Origin of the sequence: Serratia sp. P2ACOL2, from assembly GCF_003691565.1 — a bacterium.
Classification (GTDB): domain Bacteria; phylum Pseudomonadota; class Gammaproteobacteria; order Enterobacterales; family Enterobacteriaceae; genus Serratia; species Serratia liquefaciens.
Genome location: NZ_CP033162.1, coordinates 3,942,514 through 3,958,531 on the forward strand (window position 1 = coordinate 3,942,514; position 16,018 = coordinate 3,958,531).

The following is a 16,018-nucleotide window of genomic DNA, read 5'->3' on the forward strand; positions in this document are numbered from 1 at the left end:
CTTTGCCATCCAGCGATTGTCGGCACAGACCGGGGGAAAGAAAACGATAGATTTACCGCGGGGAAAGTCGCGGCGGTTTAACGGTGAGTCAAACCGCCGCTATGCCATCAGGCCTGAGAAGATCAGAAGTCGTAAGTCAGCGAGGCTTTAAGGGTGCGCGATTGCCCCTGGAAGATATAGGTGCCGTTGCTCTCCACGCTGGACCAATACTTCTCGTTGGTGACGTTATCCACGCCAACGCGCCAAACCAGGGTGTTTTGATCCGCGTTCATGCGCATCCGGTAACGCACACCGAGATCCAGCGTGGTGTAACTGTCGAGTTTCTTGGTGTTCGCCGCATCGGCAAACTGCGAGCCGGTATGGCGAACCCTGGCGGTCGCAGTCAGGCCTTCAACCGGTTGGATGTCATACTCGGCGCCCATCACCATATAGAAATTCGAAACGCCGATAGCATCCTTGCCGTCGTTGGTGCCATTTTTGGTTTTGGTCAGCTCAGGCGACAGCCAGGTGGTGCTGCCGTTAAGGCGCAGCCCGAGCATCGGCTCACCGAACACGTTCAGTTCCACGCCGCGGTTACGTTGCTCGCCATCCAGCGCATAATAATTCTCGCTGTTGAGCATGGCTGAAGGCTTCTTGATTTCAAACAGCGCCAACGAACCGCCCACGCGCTCGAAATCGACCTTCACCCCCACTTCATTTTGTTTGGAACGGGCAATACCAGTGCTCTGGCCAAAGTTCGTGGCTTCCTTCGGCGCGTTGCTCCCCGGCTGCAGAGCTTCGGTGTGGTTGGCGTAGAGCGACACTTCTTCCCACGGCTTGTAGACCAGACCAAAGGTCGGCATCCAGCGGCTTTGGGTATAACGGGATGAAGTATCCTCCAGGCCGGTCGCGTTGCTGTAGTTGCGCACCACCACTTTCTGATGGCGCGCCGCTGCGGTAAACAGCACCCGATCGCTAAAGAACCCCAAAGTATCGCTGAACAGCCAGCCCTGGGTGCGATTACGGGCGGTGGTTAACGGATCGGAATAGTTGCCGCCAAAGTAAGCGTTATCCGGCACCGCCACATCGTGATTGTCATAAATATTGGTGGTCGGGTTGTTGGCCGACATGCGCCAGGCGGTTTTGTCGCGTTTGATTTGCGCAGAATAACCCAGGTTCACCTTGTGCGAGACATCCCAGGTATTGAATTCGCCGCTGACCCCGGCCATGCCGCTGAACGCATCGATAATGCGGTTGGTGTCCAGACGCCCTACCGTGGCGTCGCCATTGGCATTGATCAGCTTGGGTGCGCTGTAGAGCCCGGTTTCATGAGCATGCTGCGCGCCCAACCCGGTATAAATTTTCCAGCGTTGAGTGAGGTCGTATTCCGCCTTCACCATACCGAATTCGTTTTCGATATCGCTGTAGCCCCATTTCTGGCTGTAGTTTTTGGTCGGATCCGGCACGGCTGGAATAAAGTCGACGCCGCTGATGTTGACCCCCATAGTTCCACCGTGGAAGGTCTTCTTCTGGTAGCCGAAATCCAGCGAAGTGCGGAAGCGATCGCCACGGTAATCCAGTCCCACCGAGGCCAGCGTGGTACGGCGTTTGTCGTCGTTGACGGCAGCTTCACCTTCGCGGTGTACCAGGTTCACCCGCGCGCCAAACTGGTTGTCGTCACCGAAGCGACGGCCTACATCCAGCTTGCCGCCGACCTGAGAGTCAGAGGTGTAATCGATGCCCACCTGCGTGGTAGGCGTCTCTTCCGCACGTTTGGGTTCGAGGTTAATCATACCGCCCACCCCACTGGTGGCTACGCCGTTCAGCAAGGCGTTAGCGCCTTTGAACACCTCCACGCGCTCCAGCATTTGGGTATCCATCACCTGACGCGGCACCACGCCCGACAGGCCGCCCATGGTCATGTCCTCACCATCCAACTGGAAGCCGCGAATGCGGTAGGTTTCGGCGAAGTTGCCGTAGCCCTGCACCGCCTGAACGCCTGCGTCATTGCTGATGACATCGGCAATGGTTTTCGCCTGTTGATCCTGCACCAGCTTTGCGGTGTAGCCGACCACGTTAAAAGGTACGTCCATGGCTTTTTGTTCGCCCAGCATCCCCAGACGTCCGCCATGCGCGATTTGTCCGTCGAGATAAGCGGGAACCAGATCTTCGCCGCCGGCTTTAAAATCGCTCTCTTTGGTGGCCTGAACCACCAGGGTTTCTTCCTGATTTTTTTTGCTGCTTTCTGCCGGAGCGGCCAGCGCGCCCTGGCTTACCGCACCGATGGCCAGCGCCAATAACGTCAGGCGTTGCGGAAATGATGTTGAACTGGTGTTGTGCATAATTCACTCATGTATGAGGAGAAGTGGAACAAAATGGCCCGTTACCGGGCCGATAGAGCTTATTTATTTAAATCAATGCGAACGACGCTGTCCGGCCCCTGAGTAGAGTGATCCTTATTAAAGGGTTGCTTGACGGTGACAAACAGCACCTGGCCGTCGGCCGAAAGCTGCAGGCTGTTTGGATTTGGCGTTACCGCCCAGCTCTGTTTCACGGCATAGGTTGTGGCATTGAGGCTCAGCACCTTGCCTGACTCACGCTGCGAGAGGTAGATTTCATTGCGTTTGGCATTGAACAGCACTGCCAGAGAGTCGCCGACATCCAGCTGCTTGAGCAGTTTTCCACTATGAATATCCAGCACCAGCGTGGTTTTGGCTTTGGAATTGTCGGTCACAAACAGGCGCCCGGTTTCGCTGTCTTCCGCCAGGTTAAGCAGCAGCGCCGACTTCTCGCCCAGTGGCTTCCAGCGTTTTTCGATTCGGTTGTTTTTCGGGTTGATGACCAGAATTTCACCGCTGCCGTTCGCGGCGTACAAACGCTGGGTTTGTTCCGAGTAATGCAGGCCGGTCATCCATTTGCCGGTGTTTTTGATCCGCGCTTTTAATTTCAGCGTGTTGGCGTCCACCACCCAAATCAACGCCGGGTCAGCCACAGCACCTACGTACAGCGTATCTTTGTGCAGCAGAATTTGACGCGCGCCATACGGCAGCCCTTTCTCGTTGCGTTCGCTAAACAGCAAGCGGCCTTTCACTTTGCCGTCGGCGGTAGTGATCGCGCTGATGCCGCCGTCCAGGGAGTTAGTGACATAAAGGGTTTTGCCATCCGGGGAGATCTGCATGGCGAAGTTTTTCAGATCGGTGTGGGTAGCGCCGAGCGTTTTCAGCGTTTTCGCATCCAGCTTATAAACCACCCCGCCCTGCACATCTTTAAAGCCTTCGGAACTGGCCACGTACAAGGCATCGCCCGCCGGCGTCAGCGCCATCTCATACAGGCCATCCGCCAGATCGCGTCTAACCACGTTGTCGGCAGATTGAGCCGCCGCAGCGACAGGTTGGGCAATTGGAGAAGCCGCGTGTTGCTTAGGGGCGACGCAACCGCTCAGCGCCAGGGTCATCACCACGGCGAGCGCAGAAACTTTCATCTTCATCAGGAAATCCTTGACCATATAAACTGATTGAGTGGAGGCTCTTGCGGATTATTTTTGGCTTTCTCAACAGGAGAAATGAGCCCCACCGTACGTCTCAATGTTTCCTTGTGAATGGGGGTTCACTTTATCGCAGGCGGCTGGACCGCCTTGGCTGCGAATAACAAAGAGAATAATAATCATACTCATTACTTTTTTGGCGAGCAAATGTAATTGGTCATCTTGAACGTGGGAAAACGTCGTGCTGCGAATGCCCTCCGCCGCTCACAGAATTATCTCGCGACATTGGCAAACGCGGCGGGAAGTGGTCATGCTGTAAGGCCATCTCATCCTCATGTCTGACCAAGGAGAATTTATGTCAGTTTCAGCCCGTAACCAGTTATCCGGCACCGTGTCTGCCGTCGCTAAAGGCGCCGTAAATGACGAGGTGGAAATCACTTTGCCGGGCGGCGAGAAGTTAGTCGCTATTGTGACGGTACAAAGCCAGCAGTCGCTTGGCCTGGTCGCCGGTAAGGAAGCGGTGGCGCTGATTAAGGCCCCCTGGGTTATTTTGGCTTCGGAAGACTGCGGACTGCGTTTCTCCGCCCGCAATCAATTCGCCGGGGAAGTCAGTGCAGTGGAGCAAGGGGCTGTGAACAGCACCGTGCACATTAAAACGGATGCCGGTTTCAAACTGACCTCGGTGATCACCAATGAAAGCCTGCAGGAGATGGCGCTGAAGAACGGGGCCCGTGTCATCGCTCTGGTCAAAGCCTCCTCCGTGCTGCTTGCCGTCAGGGCGTAGTTTCCAAACCCTTTCAAGCCCGCATCGGCGGGCTTTTTAGTGAGGCAACTGCCTGAGACATTACTTTATCCCCTGCTCGACAAGCAGCCCGACGGCGATCAACACCATGGCCGCGCCGGAAAAACGGCTGACAACCCGTGCAGCCTGCGGGCGCGTCTGCAGTACCGACTGCGAGCCATACCCCACGATCAAATAAACCACCCCACAGCTGATCAGATGCAACAAGCCAAGCGCGAGAATTTGGTTGGGGATCGACCAACTGGCACCCGCATCGGTGAACTGAGGCAGTAAAGCCAAAAATAGCAGGAATACCTTGGGGTTCAGGCCGCTGACGCAAATGCCCTTGCAGGCCCAACGCAGCCAGGAGTCGGACGCCTGCGCATCGCCGGCGCTCGGCGTCGGGGGATGGCGCAGCATGTTAATGCCAATCCACAACAGGTAGCCGGCCCCCAGCAGGGTGAGCGCCGTGAGGGCCATAGGACTGCCTGTCACCAAAGCGCCCACGCCTGCCGCCACGATCGCTATAGCGATAAGGTGCCCACACAGCAACCCTACTACCGCAGGCACCACCACCCGCCCGCGGATGCCGGCCGAGATGATGTACGCCCAGTCCAACCCCGGCGTGATAACGAACAGAATCGAAACGGCCCAGAAAGCCGCAAAAATGGCGAGCGTCATAAATATCGTCCCCGCCACCGACACCCGGCAGTCTGGCTTATCCATTTCATCACTTCGCGTTCCTCCGCTGGACAGCGTTAACAGGCCAAAAGCCATTTATGTCCAAAGTTGTTCAATTATTGAAAAGAATATCCCCAAGTTGTTAGAATGTGGTTTCAATTATTTGCTTATAAATCGCAAATTGAGGGAAATTTTTCCAAATGGACAAGATTGACCGCAAAATCCTTGCTGAACTTCAGTTTGATGGGCGTCTTTCTGTTACCGACCTGGCTGACCGAATTGGGCTGAGCGTTTCCCCCTGCCACCGCAGGGTGCGAGCGTTGGAACAATCTGGCGTGATCAGAGGCTATCGTGCTCACCTCGATCCCGGCAGTCTGGGCTTTAACTTTTCCGCGCTGGTTTTCGTCACCATGCGGGAAGGGGATCGCCAGGCTGTTGAAGCCTTCGAAAACGCCATGGTGGATATTCCCCAGGTTATCCAGGCGCAGCGATTGTTCGGCGATCCCGACTACCTGTTGCATGTCATCGCCCGCGATTTACCGGCTTTTCAGCGGCTTTACGACGAACAGCTTTCCGCCCTGCCCGGCGTTCAACGCCTGACCTCCACGCTGGTGATGAAAAGCGTGGTGCAGGATCGGCCCTTTCTGCCGTTGTAGATCACAATCAAATCCAGAAGGATACAGTTATGAACAGTGGTTTCGAGGACTCAAAGGCCTTGTACATCGGCATATGCACGGTGGTAGGCGATGCCTTTCTGGCGTTGGCCAATGAAGAGCATGAAACGCAAAAAGCGGACGTGATCAATGAGCTTAAAACGGCGATCACCCGCGAAGGTCGTGATGTCAATTTGGATGAAGCGCGCGAATTGGCGATTGAGTGGCTGGAGCGATAAGTAGCGCCGGTTACCTTGCTTTTACGGGCGTTACCAGGGTCATTACCGCGCTCTGGGCTGCCGTTCTGGTGAAAAAAATGGGAGCGTCTCCGCTCCCATAGGGTATTCAGGGCACAATCACGTAGTCGGGATTGGCAACGGCGAACAACGCCTGCCGATCCGCTGCCGGTGGATAAATCCACTGCGTATTGATTTCCTGTTTGATCTTTTTGCCCTCTTCACGCGTAAAGCGCACCTGACGATCCCAACCTTCGGTGTAGAGCGCCCCCCAGGCTCCAAGATCAAGGCAGGTCACATACTTTGGCTGGCTGTAAGGGTGCAGCGGCAAACCTACCAGTTCCGCTGCGGCATTATGGCCCGCTACACGGCCCAGACTCATCGCATGCTGGCATGTCATCAGGTTGTGATTGCCCAGCTCGTCGGTCGCTGCCTTGACCGTGTCCCCGCTAACAAACACGCCGTCCGCCGCAGGCGCGTGCAGGAAGGCATCACCGACAATACGTCCGGCACTGTCGCGCTCACCCGGGATTTGCTCAACTAATGGATGCGCCCGTACCCCGGCGGCCAGAATCACCGTATCGGTGGCGATGCGCTCACCGCTCGACAAAGTCACACTGCCTGCTTCAATAGCCGTAACGCGAACCCCGGCTCGAGACTCAACGCCACATTCTTCCAGTGCCTGGCGGATCACCACGGCAGGTTCAGCCCCCATGCCGGCGCCAACTTCGGCCGCCGTATCGACAATCACCACGCGAATATCGGCTTGGTTGCCCAAAATGGCACGTAAGCGCATCGGCATTTCAGCAGCACTTTCCAGCCCGGTAAGCCCACCACCGACCACCACCACGGTATTGCGTGCCGGGGTCTCAGGTTGAGTCGCCAACGCTTTTAAATGGGCATCCAGCCGTTGCGCGCTTTGCAGCGTATCGACATTAAAACCATGCTCGGCAAAACCGGCGACCGCAGGCACGAACAGTTTGCTGCCGGTTGCCAGTACCAGCCGGTCATACGCCAACTGAAGTTTTTTCCCTTCGGCGCTCTCCACCACCAGCGTCTTGTTTTCGCCGTCTATCTGCTCAACCAGACCGGCCAAATGACGAACGCCAATCGCAGCGAGCTGTGCCGAAATGTCCGGGCTCATATTTTCCAGTACGGCTTCGTACAATCTAGGCCGGATGGTGACGTTCGGGGTCGGCGAAACCATCGTCACTTCAACGCTCTGTTCCTTACCGGCAAGCGCTACGGCTCGCATGGCGGAGACAGCGGCCCAAAACCCGGCAAAACCAGAACCGGCGATCACTATTTTCTGCGTCATGGAATGACTCCTTCAAATACCTGTTGTCGAGCGCCTGACGTATTTTTCAGGCGAGTTTTACCGCTGCCCCCCTGAAAAAGGGTGCAGAAGGGTGACCGCCTGTGGCACACAGGCGGGTAAAAAGCATCAGAAAAATGACGGGGGCGTTATTGCGGTTTGGCGCGAGGGGGCTTGCCGCTGCGAGTCGTACGCTCGCTCAGGCGTTCATCAAGCCAGATATTGACCTCGCCAAAGAACCCTTCCGGCGCCTTGCGCCCAAAACGAGAAGCGACAGTGCCCAGTGTTTGTAGCGCCAGCGCATCGCGCATGGCCTTTTCGGCCTGCAGCATCACCGCATGGATCGCACACTTGCCTGATATGGCCCAGTCAGGCGGGTTATCATCGAATACCGCGCAGCGACCGCGGACTTCCTGACAATCGAACAACGGCTTGTGTCCTTCAATGGCATCGATAATCTCCAGGAAAGTGATCTCCTCTGCCGGACGGGCCAACCGATACCCACCGCGCACGCCTTCGCTGGCGGCGACGATCCCCGCCTTCTCCAGCTTGGGGAAAATCTTGGCCAGGAAACTGGGTGAAATTCCCTGCAGTTCCGCGAGATCGCGACTGCTTAACGCGCGTTGATCCTCGCCGACCAACCAAAGCAAGCAGTGGATGCCGTATTCAACGCTGGTAGTGATGTAAGCCATATTGGGTTTGCGCCGCACTCTTGAATTCAATAACGCAGACTATATTAGTCCACGTTTATTCTGTCAATTAAAACACGGACAAACATTGTCTTTGTTTTTATGAGTGGCGAAAAAGCGGCATCGACGAGGCCCAAGGACGTTGATCATCAAGGGAAGATTCAGAAATGAAAAATCAAACAATTCTGTCTGATTATTGCCGAACAGAAGTTTCCTTGTCGCTGCCGGCTGACTATGATGTTATCTGCCGACAGGGCGCCGCAATGCGTGCATTTTTGTGAGCCAACACGCTTTCGCACTGATTGTTTTGGCGAGTCCGGCAAGGAAGAAGAACTCTTGTGTGATGCTGACGTCTTAGAGATGACTATTTAAGGGAAAGGCCTGACTATGACCACCCGGTTGACCAAAACAGCGATTGCAGTACTGTTGCTCGGCACACTCAACGCCACGGCGCTGGCGCCGGTGCAGGCGGAAACCCAGGATCAACTGCCGGATATGGGCACCTCTGCGGGTGGCACCCTGAGTATTGGCCAGGAAATGGCGATGGGTGATTTTTACGTGCGTCAGCTTCGCGCCAGCGCGCCCCTGATCAACGATCCCCTACTCACACAATATATTAACCAATTGGGTAACCGATTGGTGGCGAGCGCCTATTCGGTACGCACGCCGTTTCATTTTTATCTGGTGCGCAACGACGAGATCAACGCCTTCGCCTTCTTTGGCGGTAACGTGGTGTTGCACTCAGCCCTGTTCCGCGAAACCGACAACGAAAGCCAACTCGCCTCGGTACTGGCACACGAAATCTCGCACGTGACTCAACGCCACCTGGCGCGAGCGATGGAAGACCAGCAACGCAACGCCCCGCTGACCTGGGTAGGCGCCCTTGGCTCCATCCTGCTGGCGATGGCCAACCCGACCATGGGGATGGCGGCGTTGAGCGGCACTCTGGCCGGCACCCAGCAAGGCATGATCAGCTTTACCCAATCGAACGAACAGGAAGCCGATCGTATTGGCATTCAAGTGCTGCAACGCGCCGGGTTCGATCCTGAAGCCATGCCCGACTTTTTGCAAAAGCTGTCCGATCAGTCACGCTACGCCTCCAAACCGCCGGAAATGCTGTTGACCCACCCCCTGCCCGACAGCCGCCTGTCCGATGCGCGCAACCGCGCCAACCAGATGCCCAAGCACCTGGTGCAATCGACGCAGGATTATCTGATGGCCAAGGTGCGTTCGCTTGGTATGTACAGCTCAGAGGGGTACGGCCTGCGTGAAGAGCTGCTCGATACTTACAGCAAAGGTAACGTACGCGAGCAGACGGCAGCCAAATATGGCCGCGCCATTTTGTTCTACGAGGCCAAAAAGTATGACGATGCCCGTAACATCATTCAGCCACTGCTGACGCAAGATCCGAAAAACGTCTGGCTGATCGATCTGATGACCGATATCGACCTCGGTCAGAAACGTGCGCCGCAGGCGATTGCCCGTCTGCAGGCCGCCAATGCCGCTCAAAGCAACAACCCGGTGCTGCAGCTCAACCTGGCCAACGCCTACGTGGAAGGTAACCAACCGGCGCAGGCGTCAAAAATTCTCAACCGTTATACCTTCGCCCATCCGGACGATCCCAACGCCTGGGATCTGCTGGCACAGGCCAGCGCCGCACAGGGGCTGCGCGATGAAGAGCTTTCCGCCCGTGCCGAAAGTCTGGCCCTGACCGGCCGTCTCGATCAGGCTATTGGCTTGCTCAGCAATGCCAGTTCACTGCAAAAACTCGGCAGCCTGAAACAGGCGCGTTATGATGCGCGCATCGACCAACTGCGCCAGTTGCAACAGCGTTTCCGCCAGTACCAGCGCAGCTGATTTTCATAAAGGATGAAGTTAAATGAAAAACGTCACTATTTACCACAACCCACGCTGCTCCAAGAGCCGTGAAACCCTGGCGCTGTTGGAACAGCATGGCGTGACGCCCGACGTGGTGCTGTATCTGGAAACGCCGCCGTCGGTAGACCAACTGAAGAAACTGCTGAAAGAACTGGGTTTCAATTCCGCACGCGAGTTAATGCGCAAAAAAGAAGATCTGTACAAGGCATTGAAGCTGGCGGATGAAAGCCTGAGCGAAGCCCAACTGTTGCAGGCGATGGTAGACAATCCAAAGCTGATTGAGCGTCCCATCGTGGTCAAAGGCACCCAGGCACGCATCGGTCGGCCACCGGAACAGGTGCTGGAGATTTTGTGAGTTTAGCCAGGGCGCTCGTTTAGAGTGCCCGAAATGGCTCTGCTACAGCCCGAGGATCTCTTTCACAAACGGGATGGTCAGCTTGCGTTGGGCGGTGATCGAGGCGTGGTCGAGTTGATCCAGGGTCATAAATAAGGTGCGCATTTCGCGATCCAGCCGCTTCAGCAGGAAACGACCGACGTCTTCCGGCAGCTCAAAGCCGCGCAATTTGCCGCGCAGTTGCAGGGCCAGCAGTTTTTCTTCATCCGACAGCGGCTGTAACTTGTAGATTTGCCCCCAGTCCAGGCGCGAAGCCAGGTCCGGCAGGTTCAGATTCAATTGGCGTGGTGGGCGATCGCCGGTAATGAACAGGCGCGTGCGGCCGGTTTCCAGAATGCGGTTGTAGAGATTAAAGATCGCCATTTCCCACTCTTCGTCACCGGCAATGCATTCGATATTGTCGATGCACACCAGCGCCAGCTGCTCCATCCCGTCCAAGACTTCCGGCACGAAATAGGCTCGCTTATCCAGCGGCACATAGCCCACGGCTTCACCGCGCTGCGAAAGCTCCGCACAGGCCGCATGCAACAGATGACTGCGCCCACCGCCCTCGCGTGACCAGAAATAGATATAGCTGCCATGTTCCTGACGAACGGCGGACTGGATCGCGCTCAATAGGGATGGGTTCTCCCCCGGATAAAAACTGGCGAAAGTCTCATCATCGGGAAGATAAAGTGGCAGTGAAAGCTGTGCCGGCGTATTCAGAAAAGCACCTCAACCAAAACTGGCAGGAAAACGCGGTAAGTCTACCACAGAAAACGGGCTCTGTTGAACCGGCAGGATTTTATGGCGTAATAGTGAACAACGCTCAGCAGCAAGATTAAATTGCCAACGACTTTCACCGGTGAAATTTGTATTTTATCCAAGAGTTATCCTAGTATAGAGGGGCGAAACGCAATCTCCTTAAACAAGGTTTCTACAAGGATATAGACAATGAAAGTATGGAATAAAGTGCTTTTGGCCTCAATCATTGGGCTATTGCTTGCCGGCTGTGATGACTCATCCAAAGTCGACGCCAATCTTGAAAAAGCCAAAGACAGCGCTGAGCAGATGAAAGATGCCGCACAGAAAAAAGCGGACGATCTGACCGATAAAGCCGCCGCAGTGGCCAAGGACATCAAGAAAGAGGCCACCACTCAGGCCGACCAATTGAAAGACAAGGCTTCGGCAATCAAAGACGATGCCGCCAAGCAGGCTGATGTCATCACCAATGATGCGAAAGCCAAGGCTGACGCCATCAAAGAGGATGCCAGCAAGCAAAGCCAGCAGTTGGTCGATCAGGCTAAAACCATTAAGAACGATGCCATTAATGGTGCCAATGATTTGACCGAGCAAGCCAAAGCGAAAACCGAAGCGATTAAAAACAGCGCAGAAAATAAAGCGGAAGAATTAAAAAGTGATGCCGACGCAGCAGGGAAAGAAAATACCCCGCCGGCCGCACAGCAATAATACTTAGCAATAAAGAAAGGAGCAGTAAATGGGGATTATTTCCTGGATTATCTTCGGTCTGATCGCCGGTATTTTAGCCAAGTGGATTATGCCAGGCAAAGACGGCGGCGGTTTTATTCTGACTGTTGTCCTGGGTATCGTCGGTGCCGTGGTTGGGGGCTATATCAGCACCTTCTTTGGCTACGGCAGAGTTGACGGTTTCAACTTCGGCAGCTTCGTGGTGGCGGTGATTGGTGCCATCGTGGTGCTGTTTGTATACCGTAAAATCCGCAGTTAATTTATTGCGCATCAACAAAACGGGCAGCCCATTGGCTGCCCGTTTTCCTTACTACTTCTGTTCGGCCGACTCGTCCGGCGCTTCAGTCACTTCCTCTTCCTTGCGGTACAGGCTGATGACCTTAAACAGCAGGCTGAGGCCGATGCCGACGATGGTCGCCAGCGCCATGCCTTTCAATTCGGCAGCACCGATGTGCACCTTGGCCCCGCTGACGCCGATAATCAGGATCACCGAGGTCAGGATCAGGTTTTGCGCCTTGTTGTAATCCACTTTGGATTCAATCAGCACACGAATACCTGACGCGCCGATCACCCCATACAGCAGCAAAGAGACCCCGCCCATCACCGGCACCGGTACCGCCTGGATAGCCGCCGCCAGTTTACCGACGCAGGACAGCAGAATGGCCAGAACCGCCGCGCCGCCGATCACCCAGGTGCTGTATACCTTGGTGATAGCCATCACGCCGATATTCTCACCGTAGGTGGTGTTTGGCGTGGAGCCGAAGAAGCCTGAAATCACCGTCGATATGCCATTAGCGAACATTGAACGGTGCAGGCCAGGGTCACGGAGCAGGTCTTTTTTGACGATATTCGCAGTCACCACCAAGTGGCCGACGTGCTCGGCGATCACCACCAGCGCCGCCGGCAGGATGGTGAAGATGGCGAACCATTCAAAACGCGGGGTGTAGAACGTCGGCAGCGCGAACCAGTGCGCCTCGCGGATCGGGGTCAGATCCACCACGCCCATAAAGAACGACAGCGCATACCCTACCAGCACACCGATCAGGATCGGGATAATCGCCAGAAAACCGCGGAACAGCACGGAACCCAGGATGGTCACACCCAGCGTCACCAGCGAGATAGTGATGGTAGTGGTGTCTGCGCTGACGCCGTCAGCCGGCAACAAGCCCGCCATGTTCGCCGCCACACCGGCCAATTCCAGGCCGATGACCGCCACAATCGCCCCCATCGCCGCCGGAGGGAAAATGACGTCCAGCCAGCCGGTACCGGCTTTTTTAACCAGCAACGCGACCAGGCAAAACAGCACCCCGCACATGATAAAACCGCCCAACGCCACTTCATAACCCAACGGCAACAGCAGCAGCACCGGGGAAATGAACGCAAAGCTGGAGCCGAGATAGGCCGGGATCTTGCCCTTGCAGATAAACAAGTACAGCAAGGTTCCGACGCCGTTAAACAGCAACACCGTCGCCGGGTTAATCTTGAACAAAATAGGCACCAGCACGGTCGCGCCAAACATGGCGAACAGGTGTTGGAAGCTGAGCGGAATAGTCTGGAGTAGCGGCGGGCGTTCGCTTACGCCTATCACGCGACGGGTCATGGATGTTTTTCCTCTGGGTCGTTATCAGTTGTGTAAGTCTAATGATATATGCTCAATGGATTTCAAATTACAGCTAGGCGGCAAGGGCATTAATCCCCAGGAGCTTATTTATAATAAGTGACTGGGGTTAGCGCCCGCAGACAACAACGCTGTAGCTTGAAAGACGACGAGCATTAAAAAGCCGACTCATCAGTCGGCTTTATTTTTGTTTATTTGGTACCAAATATCTTGTCGCCCGCATCACCCAGGCCCGGTACGATGTAGCCCTTCTCGTTCAGGCATTGATCGATGGAGGCCGAATACAGCTCGACGTCCGGGTGCGCTTTCTCCAGCGCGGCGATCCCTTCCGGCGCGGCAACCAGCACCAGCACCTTGATGCTGTTGCAGCCGGCTTTCTTCAGCAGATCGATAGTGGCGATCATCGAGCCGCCGGTAGCCAGCATAGGGTCGACAACCAGTGCCAAACGCTCTTCGATGTTGGACACCAGCTTTTGGAAATACGGCACCGGCTCCAGAGTTTCTTCGTCACGGTAAACGCCAACCACGCTGATACGTGCGCTCGGTACGTTTTCCAGTACCCCTTCCATCATGCCCAGACCGGCACGCAGAATAGGCACAACGGTAATTTTTTTCCCTTTAATCTGGTCTATTTCAACCGGGCCGCACCAGCCATCGATGGTGACTTTCTCTGTTTCCAGATCGGCGGTCGCTTCATAGGTCAGCAAACTACCCACTTCTGAGGCCAGCTCACGGAAGCGTTTGGTGCTGATATCATTTTCACGCATCAGGCCAAGCTTGTGTTTCACCAGCGGGTGTTTCACCTCAACGATCTTCATCATTTTTCTCCTATTAAGGTGGTTTACGGCCAAAAAAATCGCCGGATTATACCTCCTTTTGCCGACTGCGCCACCCACAATAGCCCGATCGGGATCAACAAAAGTTTGAATAACAGTATAGATGACGAAAAAGCGGAGCTGGTTCACAAGCCACTCGCAAACGTTTGCCTGCGCTGTTAGAATTGCCGCGCCTTATTCCGGAATCAATGCCGGAAGCACAGTATTCAAACCGCAAACCGTCGTGGGGATCGCGCAGTGACCGACAAAACCTCTCTCAGCTATAAAGACGCAGGTGTCGATATCGATGCTGGCAATGCATTGGTAGACCGCATCAAAGGTGTAGTAAAACAGACCCGCCGCCCGGAAGTGATGGGTGGTCTGGGCGGTTTTGGCGCCCTGTGTGCGTTGCCGCAGAAATACCGCGAGCCGATACTGGTTTCCGGTACCGACGGCGTAGGCACCAAGCTGCGTCTGGCGATGGACCTGAAACGACACGACACCATCGGCATCGATTTGGTCGCAATGTGTGTGAACGACCTGGTGGTTCAGGGCGCTGAGCCGCTGTTCTTCCTGGATTACTTTGCCACCGGCAAACTGGACGTGGACACCGCGGCCAGCGTGATCACCGGTATCGCCGAAGGCTGTAAGCAGTCTGGCTGTGCTCTGGTGGGCGGTGAAACCGCTGAAATGCCGGGCATGTACCACGGCGAAGACTACGACGTGGCCGGCTTTTGCGTCGGCGTGGTCGAAAAGTCCGAGATTATCGACGGCAGCAAGGTGCAGTCCGGCGACGCCCTGATCGCCCTGGGCGCTTCCGGCCCGCACTCCAACGGCTACTCGCTGGTACGCAAAATTCTGGAAGTCAGCAACACCGACCCGACCACTACCTTACTTTCAGGCAAACCGCTGGCGGACCACCTGCTGGCGCCGACCAAGATTTACGTGAAATCGGTGCTGGAGCTGATCGAGAAAATCGACGTGCACGCTATCGCCCACCTGACCGGTGGCGGCTTCTGGGAAAACATCCCGCGCGTGCTGCCGGAAGGCATGCAGGCCGTGATCGAAGAATCCAGCTGGCAATGGCCGGCCGTCTTCAACTGGCTGCAGCAAAACGGCAACGTCAGCCGTCACGAAATGTACCGCACCTTTAACTGTGGCGTGGGCATGGTGATCGCGCTGCCGGAAGAAGCCGTGGAACCCGCCATCGCATTGTTGACCGCAGCCGGTGAAAAAGCGTGGAAGATCGGTAAACTGACCGCTTCTTCTGACGAACAACAAGTGGTCATCAACGGATGAAAAAGATCGTGGTGTTGGTCTCCGGCCAGGGGAGTAATCTCCAGGCGCTGATTGACGCCTGCCAGCAGGGCAGAGTTGCCGGCGAGATTGTGGCGGTGTTCAGCAACAGGGCGCAGGCTTACGGTTTGCAACGTGCAGAAGCGGCAGGTATTGCCGCTCATGCACTGGACGCCAAGGCCTTTGCCGACCGGGCCGCGTTTGACGTCGCCCTGGCGGATGCCATCGACCAATACCAACCGGATCTGGTGGTGCTGGCCGGTTACATGCGCATTCTCAGCCCTCAGTTCGTGCAGCGCTATGCCGGACGCATGCTGAATATCCACCCTTCCCTGCTGCCCAAATACCCAGGGCTGCGTACTCACCGTCAGGCCATCGACAACGGCGACAGCGAACACGGCACTTCGGTGCACTTCGTGACCGAACAGCTCGACGGCGGCCCGGTGATCCTGCAGGCCAAGGTGCCAATCTTCCCCGGTGACGAGGAAGACGAGGTGGTTGAACGGGTACAGGCTCAGGAACATACCCTTTACCCGCTGGTGGTGAACTGGTTTGTCGAAGGCCGCCTGGCGATGCGCGATAACGCCGCCTGGCTGGATGGCGAGCGCCTGCCCGAACAAGGGCATGCGGCAGACTAAAAAGCCAATCTTAACCCCTTCTAAACGGTGCCGCTCACGGCGCCGTTTTTTTTTCGCCGCAACCCATCGCCGACGTTATACTTGCCCACAGTGG

The 16,018-nt window shown here is 55.9% G+C and carries 18 protein-coding genes; 10 read left to right on the forward strand and 8 right to left on the reverse strand.

All coding sequences use genetic code 11. The features are described from left to right. Positions 1-122: 122 nt before the first annotated feature. On the reverse strand, positions 123-2,321 hold the full coding sequence (locus tag EBA31_RS19155; RefSeq protein ID WP_115058303.1) for a TonB-dependent siderophore receptor: 2,199 nt from the start codon (positions 2,319-2,321) through the stop codon (positions 123-125). A 59-nt stretch (positions 2,322-2,380) separates the two neighbouring features. Next, positions 2,381-3,466: a YncE family protein gene (locus EBA31_RS19160; RefSeq protein WP_122079985.1), complete on the reverse strand. Its 1,086-nt coding sequence runs from the start codon at positions 3,464-3,466 to the stop codon at positions 2,381-2,383. A 352-nt stretch (positions 3,467-3,818) separates the two neighbouring features. Here EBA31_RS19160 and EBA31_RS19165 point away from each other — a divergent pair, with 352 nt between their 5' ends. Continuing rightward, entirely contained in the window at positions 3,819-4,247 is a 429-nt protein-coding gene (locus EBA31_RS19165; protein ID WP_122079986.1) for a molybdopterin-binding protein, read from the forward strand. A gap of 60 nt (positions 4,248-4,307) precedes the next feature. Here the strand turns inward: EBA31_RS19165 and EBA31_RS19170 are convergent, their stop codons facing one another. Beyond that, a complete protein-coding gene (locus EBA31_RS19170) occupies positions 4,308-4,925 on the reverse strand; it encodes a LysE family translocator (protein WP_122080662.1) in 618 nt (205 codons plus the stop codon). A gap of 200 nt (positions 4,926-5,125) precedes the next feature. Here EBA31_RS19170 and EBA31_RS19175 point away from each other — a divergent pair, with 200 nt between their 5' ends. Together EBA31_RS19175 and EBA31_RS19180 are read left to right on the forward strand one after the other, a co-directional pair. Further along, complete coding sequence (locus tag EBA31_RS19175; protein WP_020828061.1) at positions 5,126-5,581, forward strand: Lrp/AsnC family transcriptional regulator; 456 nt, start codon at positions 5,126-5,128, stop codon at positions 5,579-5,581. A gap of 29 nt (positions 5,582-5,610) precedes the next feature. After that, positions 5,611-5,817, forward strand: a complete 207-nt coding sequence (locus EBA31_RS19180) for a DUF2767 family protein (RefSeq protein WP_020828062.1) — start codon at positions 5,611-5,613, stop codon at positions 5,815-5,817. Between the two features lie 106 nt (positions 5,818-5,923). Here EBA31_RS19180 and EBA31_RS19185 read toward each other — a convergent pair whose 3' ends face one another. Beyond that, entirely contained in the window at positions 5,924-7,132 is a 1,209-nt protein-coding gene (locus EBA31_RS19185) for an NAD(P)/FAD-dependent oxidoreductase (protein WP_122079987.1), read from the reverse strand. Between the two features lie 146 nt (positions 7,133-7,278). Continuing rightward, positions 7,279-7,821 (reverse strand): Rrf2 family transcriptional regulator, encoded by a 543-nt coding sequence (locus tag EBA31_RS19190; RefSeq protein ID WP_041415582.1) that lies wholly within the window; start codon positions 7,819-7,821, stop codon positions 7,279-7,281. A 384-nt stretch (positions 7,822-8,205) separates the two neighbouring features. Here EBA31_RS19190 and EBA31_RS19200 point away from each other — a divergent pair, with 384 nt between their 5' ends. After that, on the forward strand, positions 8,206-9,675 hold the full coding sequence (locus EBA31_RS19200; RefSeq protein WP_020828065.1) for a M48 family metallopeptidase: 1,470 nt from the start codon (positions 8,206-8,208) through the stop codon (positions 9,673-9,675). A gap of 22 nt (positions 9,676-9,697) precedes the next feature. Next, positions 9,698-10,051, forward strand: a complete 354-nt coding sequence (gene arsC / locus EBA31_RS19205) for an arsenate reductase (glutaredoxin) (RefSeq protein ID WP_116690000.1) — start codon at positions 9,698-9,700, stop codon at positions 10,049-10,051. A 42-nt stretch (positions 10,052-10,093) separates the two neighbouring features. On the opposite strand, the gene hda is transcribed toward arsC, so the two are convergent. Continuing rightward, on the reverse strand, positions 10,094-10,795 hold the full coding sequence (gene hda, locus EBA31_RS19210; RefSeq protein ID WP_044554653.1) for a DnaA inactivator Hda: 702 nt from the start codon (positions 10,793-10,795) through the stop codon (positions 10,094-10,096). Between hda and EBA31_RS26850 the strand changes: the two genes are divergently transcribed. The 3 genes from EBA31_RS26850 to EBA31_RS19220 all read left to right on the forward strand — a co-directional run bounded on the left by EBA31_RS26850 (position 10,765) and on the right by EBA31_RS19220 (position 11,816). Further along, complete coding sequence (locus tag EBA31_RS26850) at positions 10,765-10,914, forward strand: hypothetical protein (RefSeq protein WP_153263174.1); 150 nt, start codon at positions 10,765-10,767, stop codon at positions 10,912-10,914. The two genes, hda and EBA31_RS26850, sit on opposite strands and share 31 nt — an antisense overlap. A 109-nt stretch (positions 10,915-11,023) precedes the next feature. Then, positions 11,024-11,539: an E3 ubiquitin--protein ligase gene (locus EBA31_RS19215; protein WP_122079988.1), complete on the forward strand. Its 516-nt coding sequence runs from the start codon at positions 11,024-11,026 to the stop codon at positions 11,537-11,539. Between the two features lie 28 nt (positions 11,540-11,567). Beyond that, positions 11,568-11,816: a GlsB/YeaQ/YmgE family stress response membrane protein gene (locus EBA31_RS19220; protein ID WP_002487967.1), complete on the forward strand. Its 249-nt coding sequence runs from the start codon at positions 11,568-11,570 to the stop codon at positions 11,814-11,816. 51 nt (positions 11,817-11,867) lie between these two features. On the opposite strand, the gene uraA is transcribed toward EBA31_RS19220, so the two are convergent. Together uraA and upp are read right to left on the reverse strand one after the other, a co-directional pair. Next, a complete protein-coding gene (uraA, locus tag EBA31_RS19225; RefSeq protein WP_122079989.1) occupies positions 11,868-13,157 on the reverse strand; it encodes a uracil permease in 1,290 nt (429 codons plus the stop codon). Between the two features lie 209 nt (positions 13,158-13,366). Next, positions 13,367-13,993: a uracil phosphoribosyltransferase gene (upp, locus tag EBA31_RS19230; protein WP_122079990.1), complete on the reverse strand. Its 627-nt coding sequence runs from the start codon at positions 13,991-13,993 to the stop codon at positions 13,367-13,369. Between the two features lie 255 nt (positions 13,994-14,248). Between upp and purM the strand changes: the two genes are divergently transcribed. Continuing rightward, entirely contained in the window at positions 14,249-15,289 is a 1,041-nt protein-coding gene (gene purM / locus EBA31_RS19235) for a phosphoribosylformylglycinamidine cyclo-ligase (protein WP_122079991.1), read from the forward strand. Further along, complete coding sequence (gene purN / locus EBA31_RS19240; RefSeq protein WP_122079992.1) at positions 15,286-15,924, forward strand: phosphoribosylglycinamide formyltransferase; 639 nt, start codon at positions 15,286-15,288, stop codon at positions 15,922-15,924. Before purM ends, purN begins: the two co-directional genes overlap by 4 nt. Positions 15,925-16,018: the final 94 nt, after the last annotated feature.

Excerpts from the sequence above, each read along its gene's own strand:
- EBA31_RS19155 (WP_115058303.1), bottom strand. The coding sequence starts at position 2,321 with ATGCACAACACCAGTTCAACATCATTTCCGCAACGCCTGACGTTATTG.
- EBA31_RS19160 (WP_122079985.1), bottom strand. The coding sequence starts at position 3,466 with ATGAAGATGAAAGTTTCTGCGCTCGCCGTGGTGATGACCCTGGCGCTG.
- EBA31_RS19165 (WP_122079986.1), top strand. The coding sequence starts at position 3,819 with ATGTCAGTTTCAGCCCGTAACCAGTTATCCGGCACCGTGTCTGCCGTC.
- EBA31_RS19170 (WP_122080662.1), bottom strand. The coding sequence starts at position 4,925 with ATGACGCTCGCCATTTTTGCGGCTTTCTGGGCCGTTTCGATTCTGTTC.
- EBA31_RS19175 (WP_020828061.1), top strand. The coding sequence starts at position 5,126 with ATGGACAAGATTGACCGCAAAATCCTTGCTGAACTTCAGTTTGATGGG.
- EBA31_RS19180 (WP_020828062.1), top strand. The coding sequence starts at position 5,611 with ATGAACAGTGGTTTCGAGGACTCAAAGGCCTTGTACATCGGCATATGC.
- EBA31_RS19185 (WP_122079987.1), bottom strand. The coding sequence starts at position 7,132 with ATGACGCAGAAAATAGTGATCGCCGGTTCTGGTTTTGCCGGGTTTTGG.
- EBA31_RS19190 (WP_041415582.1), bottom strand. The coding sequence starts at position 7,821 with ATGGCTTACATCACTACCAGCGTTGAATACGGCATCCACTGCTTGCTT.
- EBA31_RS19200 (WP_020828065.1), top strand. The coding sequence starts at position 8,206 with ATGACCACCCGGTTGACCAAAACAGCGATTGCAGTACTGTTGCTCGGC.
- arsC (WP_116690000.1), top strand. The coding sequence starts at position 9,698 with ATGAAAAACGTCACTATTTACCACAACCCACGCTGCTCCAAGAGCCGT.
- EBA31_RS19215 (WP_122079988.1), top strand. The coding sequence starts at position 11,024 with ATGAAAGTATGGAATAAAGTGCTTTTGGCCTCAATCATTGGGCTATTG.
- EBA31_RS19220 (WP_002487967.1), top strand. The coding sequence starts at position 11,568 with ATGGGGATTATTTCCTGGATTATCTTCGGTCTGATCGCCGGTATTTTA.
- uraA (WP_122079989.1), bottom strand. The coding sequence starts at position 13,157 with ATGACCCGTCGCGTGATAGGCGTAAGCGAACGCCCGCCGCTACTCCAG.
- upp (WP_122079990.1), bottom strand. The coding sequence starts at position 13,993 with ATGAAGATCGTTGAGGTGAAACACCCGCTGGTGAAACACAAGCTTGGC.
- purN (WP_122079992.1), top strand. The coding sequence starts at position 15,286 with ATGAAAAAGATCGTGGTGTTGGTCTCCGGCCAGGGGAGTAATCTCCAG.